Below are 6,050 nucleotides of genomic sequence, written 5' to 3'. Positions count from 1 at the left end.
GAAAGAGCGGCCCATTTTTCCGATGAATTTGCTTAAATAGGTCAACTATTCGCACAAATCCATCGAAAAAATGGCCTCGTTCTACTGAATTTTAATCTCGACCGCTATTCTCGGTCAGGCTCCTAGGCAGGGAAATTGGCATATATGCCAACTATTCCCTAGAAACATTAACAGCCGCTTCCCTCAAGAAGACGGCTTTATGACCATCACTATTGCACCGGATTACCGGTCAATCAACACTCAGGCGTCTCGAGAAGCCTTCTCTTCAATACCTGATAAGCCAAAGCGTCGCTCCAGCTCTTTCAAAACCTCTTTGTGACTGAGGCCCAGATGGGACAACATCACCAGAGAGTGAAACCAAAGATCTGCCGTTTCGTAAACCACATCATCAAGACTGCCACCAAACTCTGCTGCTTTGGCCGCGATCAGGGTTTCAGCCGACTCTTCACCGACTTTTTTAAGGATCTTGTCCATACCCGCAGCATGCAGACTGGCTACATAGGAACTGTCCGGGCTGCCCTGACGGCGCTCTTCCAGCACAGTTTCCAGCTTTTCTAAGATGTTATCCATTATCGCTGCTTCCGCTCTTGTCTTCACCGTAGATGGCATCAGGGTTTTTCAGGACTTCATCCGTAGTTAACCACTGACCGTCTTCGGTCAACTTCCGGTAGAAACAAGATTCCCGACCGGTATGACAGGCTATACCACCCAGCTGTTCAACCACCAACACCACCGAGTCGCCATCACAATCCAGCCTTAGTTCGTGCAATTTCTGCACATGACCGGATGACTCTCCTTTGCGCCAGAGTTTGCCACGGGACCTAGACCAGTATACAGCCTGCTGCTCCTCAGCGGTTAACGCCAGGGCTTCCCGGTTCATCCAGGCCTGCATCAGTATCCGACCGGTTTTATGATCCTGAGCTGTTGCAGCTACCAGCCCATCACGATTAAAGCAAACCTCATCCAGCCAACTACTCTCTAAACAACCATTGCTACTCATAGACACTCCTATCGAGTCAGGAGCCAAACCCCGACTCCTCCCATTATCACCCCTTGCCAGGGTATCTGCGTAGACCATTCAGGGAAAACCAGCACAGCAGCAGCCACCGCAACCAGTATACCGCCCAACCATTTCAACTTTCCGGACTGTTTATCCGCCCGGTTATGCATGGCCAAAAGCTTCTGCTGATGTTCAGAAATCTGTTTGACACTGTGTAGGGCATTTCTGGCCATATTGGGGGCACTGAGCAACCAGTCAGGAACGTTATCACGCACGGACCGCCCAATACCGCAGGGGCTCACCTGGTCTTTCATCCACTTTTCAAGATAAGGCTGCGCCGTATTCCACAAATCCAGATCCGGATATAACTGACGACCCAAACCCTCAACGTTCAGCAATGTCTTTTCCAGTAAGACCAGCTGAGGCTGAACTTCCATTTCAAATCTACGTGCCACCTGGAATAATCGGACCAGAAGGTGTCCGAATGAAATATCTTTTAATGGTCGCTCAAATATAGGCTCACAGACGGTACGAATGGCTGCTTCGAGCTCACCTACAACCGTATCTGAAGGCACCCAGCCGGAATCCACATGCAGCTGGGCTACCTTTCGATAATCCCGCTTAAAGAAAGCCAGCAGGTTACAGGCCAGGTAATACTGATCTTCGGGCTCCAAAGTTCCCACGATACCGCAGTCAATACCAATGTATTTGGGCTCAGAAGGGTTGGAAATATCGACAAAAATATTACCTGGATGCATATCGGCATGGAAAAAACGGTCCCGGAAAACCTGGGTAAAGAAAATCTCTACTCCTCTTTCCGCCAGTTTTTTCATATCCGTGCCATTGGCCTTCAGTGTTGCTGTATCAGCGACAGGAACACCATAAATACGTTCCATCACCATGACCGAAGGCTTGCAGTAATCCCAATAAACCTGAGGTACAAACAGCAGAGGTGAGTCAATAAAGTTTCTACGAAGCTGTGAGGTATTGGCAGCCTCCCTTAACAGGTCGAGCTCATCAAGAATGGTTTTCTCATAATCCCTGACCACTTCCATGGGTCTTAGCCTTCTGGCCTCTCTGATCAGAGTTATGAGCAAACGACTGAAGCCATACATCAGCCTGATATCCTTGCGGATCACTTTCTCAATGCCCGGCCGGATCACCTTAATAACGACTTCCTCACCGGTGTGCAGGCGGGCGCTGTGCACCTGAGCAATAGAAGCAGAAGCCATGGGCTCGTGATCAAAACGATCAAACAGTTCCGAGACCGGAGCATGCAGACTTTTTTCAATAATGCTGACAGCATCGGCCGCTGGAAAAGGCTCGACCCGATCCTGCAGGCGAGCCAACTCATCACTGATATCATCAGGCAACAAATCCCGACGGGTTGAAAGGATCTGGCCGAACTTGATAAAGATTGGCCCCAGAGACTCCAGTCCTTTTCTCAGCCGGATGGCCCGGGGCTCACTGTTTTTGATGACGTATCGCCAGGGAAGGAGTCGCATCAGCACTCTGGCGGGAAATGGCAGACGATCAATCTCAATCAGATCATCCAGTCTGTAACGGGCAATCGCCCCCACAATTTTTATTAAACGGGTTAACTGCAGCACCCTTTTCTCCCGCGAAACTCTTTACTGTGAAAAATGTTTTGCTTGTCCATTTTTCTCATTCCAAGGTGAAGCAAAATATTTTTCCTGGAAACCTTTCCCATCAAGACTTTGTCACAAGCCTGTCCAGATCATCAACAGCTTTGCTGAGAGCTTCGATCTCTCGACTAAAAGCATTGATCTCTGGTTCTGAAGGAATCACTCTCAGCTCATCCTGAAGATAAAGAGCAGCATGACCGGAAAGAGCTTGACCGGAACCAGCGAGAGTAGACGTTATAAACCGCAGGCCTTCTGCCAGTGAGTGCCCTGCTACCGGCCCCACTTGTTCACAAACCAGACCTTCCCAGTCCAGTTCCATCTTCTGATGGGCGGATTCCAGAGCGTCCAGCACAACCGGATCACCAGCCACATCCAGTCCCCTGATAGAGTCCCAGGACGAGACTCGATCAGCAGCCAGTGCCATAAAACTGCTCCAGGGTCCCTGCAAAGTGGCATCAACAGAACCCTCATGCCAACCAGCAAAACGAAGCCCTAAAGCGTCCAGGAAAACATAGCAGTTGAAATCAGGCTGAAGGCAAATGAAGTGGATAACACTGCCGTCCAGAGACTTTAAAGCCTCTGCTGTCACTGGATCCAGCTTCAGAAGCTGATTAATCCGGGTCTCCAGGAACGCCAGAAATGCCGTCTTCATCATAATCAGGGTTTGATGCCTTTATGCAGGGCAACAACACCACCAGTCATGTTGTGATAGGTCGTATTCACAAAGCCGGCTTCTTTCATCATGGCTTCAAGGGTCGCCTGATCTGGATGCTTGCGAATACTCTCGGCCAGATAGCGGTAGCTCTCTGAGTCACCTGCTATCAGCTTACCCATAGCCGGCAACAGCGAGAAAGAATAAGCATCATAGGCTTTGGTTAACAGAGGATTATTGGTCTTGGAGAACTCCAGAACCAGCAGACGGCCGCCAGGCTTCAGAACCCTGCACATGGAGCGCAGCGCTTCGGCCTTATCGGTCACATTGCGAAGCCCAAACGCGATGGTTATGCAGTCAAAGGTATTTTCTGGAAAGGGCAGGCATTCAGCGTTTGCCTGTACGTACTCAACATTGCCAACAACGCCCTGATCGATCAGGCGATCACGCCCTACCCTGAGCATGGATTCATTGATATCGGCCAGCACCACCCTGCCGGTATCACCCACCAAACGGGAAAACTGTTTGGTCAAGTCACCGGTACCACCAGCGATATCCAGAATCTGGTGGCCTTTGCGAACGGCAGAAAGTTCAATGGTAAAACGCTTCCAGAGCCGATGAACGCCCATCGACATCAGGTCATTCATCACATCATAGCTGTCAGCCACTGAGTGAAAAACACCCGCTACCATTTTCTCTTTTTCATCAGGTTTTACATCTTTGTAGCCAAAGTGCGTTTTGTCCTGATCTCTTACCTTGTCAGTCATCCAGATCTCCGCCCCAGCCGTCAACATCTGACTGCTGGCAAGCATTCGGGAAAAATTGCAGGCTATTGTAATGGGTAATGACACAGAGGTAAAAGAGACTGGCTGAAGCACTTCCCGTTTATATTTGAGCTTTTTCCATTCACCTTCTATCTTATCTTATTAATGCAAAGAGCGAGACGGATCGTATGGACAATGTCTATTCAACCCTCAGGCATCACTGCTCACTTTTCATAGACGATTTTTACGGACGCTTGGTTACAACCCAGTAAAGTCAGAAGATAGCCTTCCAAAGAAAGCACTTTCGCCCACAAAAAAATGAGCAGTTAACTTCAAGCAGTAACTGCTCATTTTTTACTGGCAAATCTGCATTTTCAGACACTTCTGCAATGGTTTTACTGGGCTGCAGAGGAGTTTGTCCCGAATCTGCCAGCGAATTTTGAGCAATTACCTCAAGCATTAACAATGAAATTATATCCATTTCCAGATAAGTCAGCGTTTATAACACTGCTCAGTATACTATCCATAAGTTTGGGTATTGCTTTTGTTGCTGAAAATGCTCATTCACAACCTTCTGTTGAAATGCGTCTCTGGGAAAAAAATATCAGCGTATACACAAAGTTCATGCAGAACCCACAAAAGTCAAAGCGAGAGAAAAAACTGAGGACTGCACCATTAAATGACAGACAGTTGTTGCCTGCGGCTCCAGAGACAAAAGAGTCATTGTATAACCATCTTTGCAAGAACAGAGGAATTGATGAGGCATTTTTACTGCCTTATCCAGCCCTTCTTGCTCACGATAACTTACCCGTTGGAATCGAATTAAAACTATACGAAGTCCCCTTTTCAGTTGACGAGAGCGGACATTGTGACCCTGGCAACTGGTACTGCATTATCATTCAACACTTCCAACACCTGGCCCAAAAAACCATTGACGTAAAACACCTGAGTCACTGCGAAACCCGAAAGTGCTGCTGCGCTATCGTCACTTCAGAATTAGGAACTACAGATGAACCCGAACTATACCTTGAACCCGAACTATACCTATGCTGCAGGAACGATCTGCAGGATCTGCCTGAACCTCATGCGGGATGGTTTCCAGGAGAATACATATTTTATACCACTGATTTGACAGGCTTTGATCCTGTTTGTGACAACCTTTTCATCATCGTTAGCTTACAAAGCCCTGTATATTCAAGGCTTGGTGCTCTGGAGGGTGCTCGCCATATTTCAGTAACAGGAGCCAGGTTCACTCATTCACCCGGTTCTCTGCCTTTAAGTCAGGATGGGGGGCAACACTGCATCATCATGCCTGAACAGGAAGAGCTTAAGGCGTTTGACGGAAGCTATTGGCCTGTGCCTGATACCGTCAGGGTGCTCTCAATGAACTGTGAGTCACAGGATCTGATGGTTATTTCGGCTCCCAGGGACAGTTTATACCCTGGGGCGTGTTTTGCAGGCGATGGCCAGTTATCCTCCCAAAAAACATATGGCTATACCATATTGTCACTTTTTCCTGATGCCACAGAGATCACTACAGAGCCTTTCAATCCCGGCGATACTTGCCTGATCAGCCAGTTTTTAAGACAGATACTATCACCCGATAATCCTCCCACTTCGATTCCAACCTCGACCCTGACCCCACCTTCAACTCTGACTCCAGATCTGATGACGACGGCACCTTCAACCCCCGAAGTCGCTGTTTGTCTCGAGAATGAAACCTGCGATGGAGTATCTCCCTATGTGTTCTATGGTGTTATCGCAGCATCAATACCTGCGGGTATTATCACAGGGCTAACAACCCTGTTTATTTCTTTAAAACTGATTCGAAAGAAGTGAGCTTCTTGCAAAGCTTCAGTATTTACCTTAAGTCCCGCTTAACGATCTGAAGAAGTAAGACAGAATGAACTGAAAGGAGCGCCCTCTGTGCTGTTCAGGCAAAATACCTGTGTTAATAACAATGCACTTGCAAGGTGCTACACAGGGAC

Annotated in this window: 6 protein-coding genes; 1 reads left to right on the top strand and 5 read right to left on the bottom strand. The window is 48.1% G+C overall.

Features of this window, described 5'->3' with window-relative positions:
- Positions 1-240: 240 nt before the first annotated feature.
- The 5 genes from ACR2PX_RS16595 to ubiE all read right to left on the bottom strand — a co-directional run bounded on the left by ACR2PX_RS16595 (position 241) and on the right by ubiE (position 4,065).
- Positions 241-570 (bottom strand): phosphoribosyl-ATP diphosphatase, encoded by a 330-nt coding sequence (locus ACR2PX_RS16595; RefSeq protein ID WP_434000471.1) that lies wholly within the window; start codon positions 568-570, stop codon positions 241-243.
- The gene (gene hisI / locus ACR2PX_RS16590) at positions 563-1,000 is read right to left on the bottom strand and encodes a phosphoribosyl-AMP cyclohydrolase (protein WP_434000470.1); all 438 of its coding nucleotides are present in this window, start codon (positions 998-1,000) and stop codon (positions 563-565) included. Before hisI ends, ACR2PX_RS16595 begins: the two co-directional genes overlap by 8 nt.
- Before the next feature lie 8 nt (positions 1,001-1,008).
- Positions 1,009-2,610 (bottom strand): ubiquinone biosynthesis regulatory protein kinase UbiB, encoded by a 1,602-nt coding sequence (ubiB, locus tag ACR2PX_RS16585; protein ID WP_434000469.1) that lies wholly within the window; start codon positions 2,608-2,610, stop codon positions 1,009-1,011.
- 100 nt (positions 2,611-2,710) lie between these two features.
- On the bottom strand, positions 2,711-3,301 hold the full coding sequence (locus tag ACR2PX_RS16580; protein ID WP_434000468.1) for a ubiquinone biosynthesis accessory factor UbiJ: 591 nt from the start codon (positions 3,299-3,301) through the stop codon (positions 2,711-2,713).
- A gap of 2 nt (positions 3,302-3,303) precedes the next feature.
- A complete protein-coding gene (ubiE, locus tag ACR2PX_RS16575; protein WP_434000467.1) occupies positions 3,304-4,065 on the bottom strand; it encodes a bifunctional demethylmenaquinone methyltransferase/2-methoxy-6-polyprenyl-1,4-benzoquinol methylase UbiE in 762 nt (253 codons plus the stop codon).
- 462 nt (positions 4,066-4,527) lie between these two features.
- Here ubiE and ACR2PX_RS16570 point away from each other — a divergent pair, with 462 nt between their 5' ends.
- A complete protein-coding gene (locus ACR2PX_RS16570) occupies positions 4,528-5,901 on the top strand; it encodes a hypothetical protein (RefSeq protein WP_434000466.1) in 1,374 nt (457 codons plus the stop codon).
- Positions 5,902-6,050 lie beyond the last annotated feature (149 nt).

It is taken from the genome of Endozoicomonas sp., from assembly GCF_051008435.1.
GTDB lineage: Bacteria > Pseudomonadota > Gammaproteobacteria > Pseudomonadales > Endozoicomonadaceae > Endozoicomonas_A.
The sequence above is the reverse complement of the archived record's forward strand: the minus strand, read 5'-3'. Positions and strand labels throughout refer to the sequence as shown.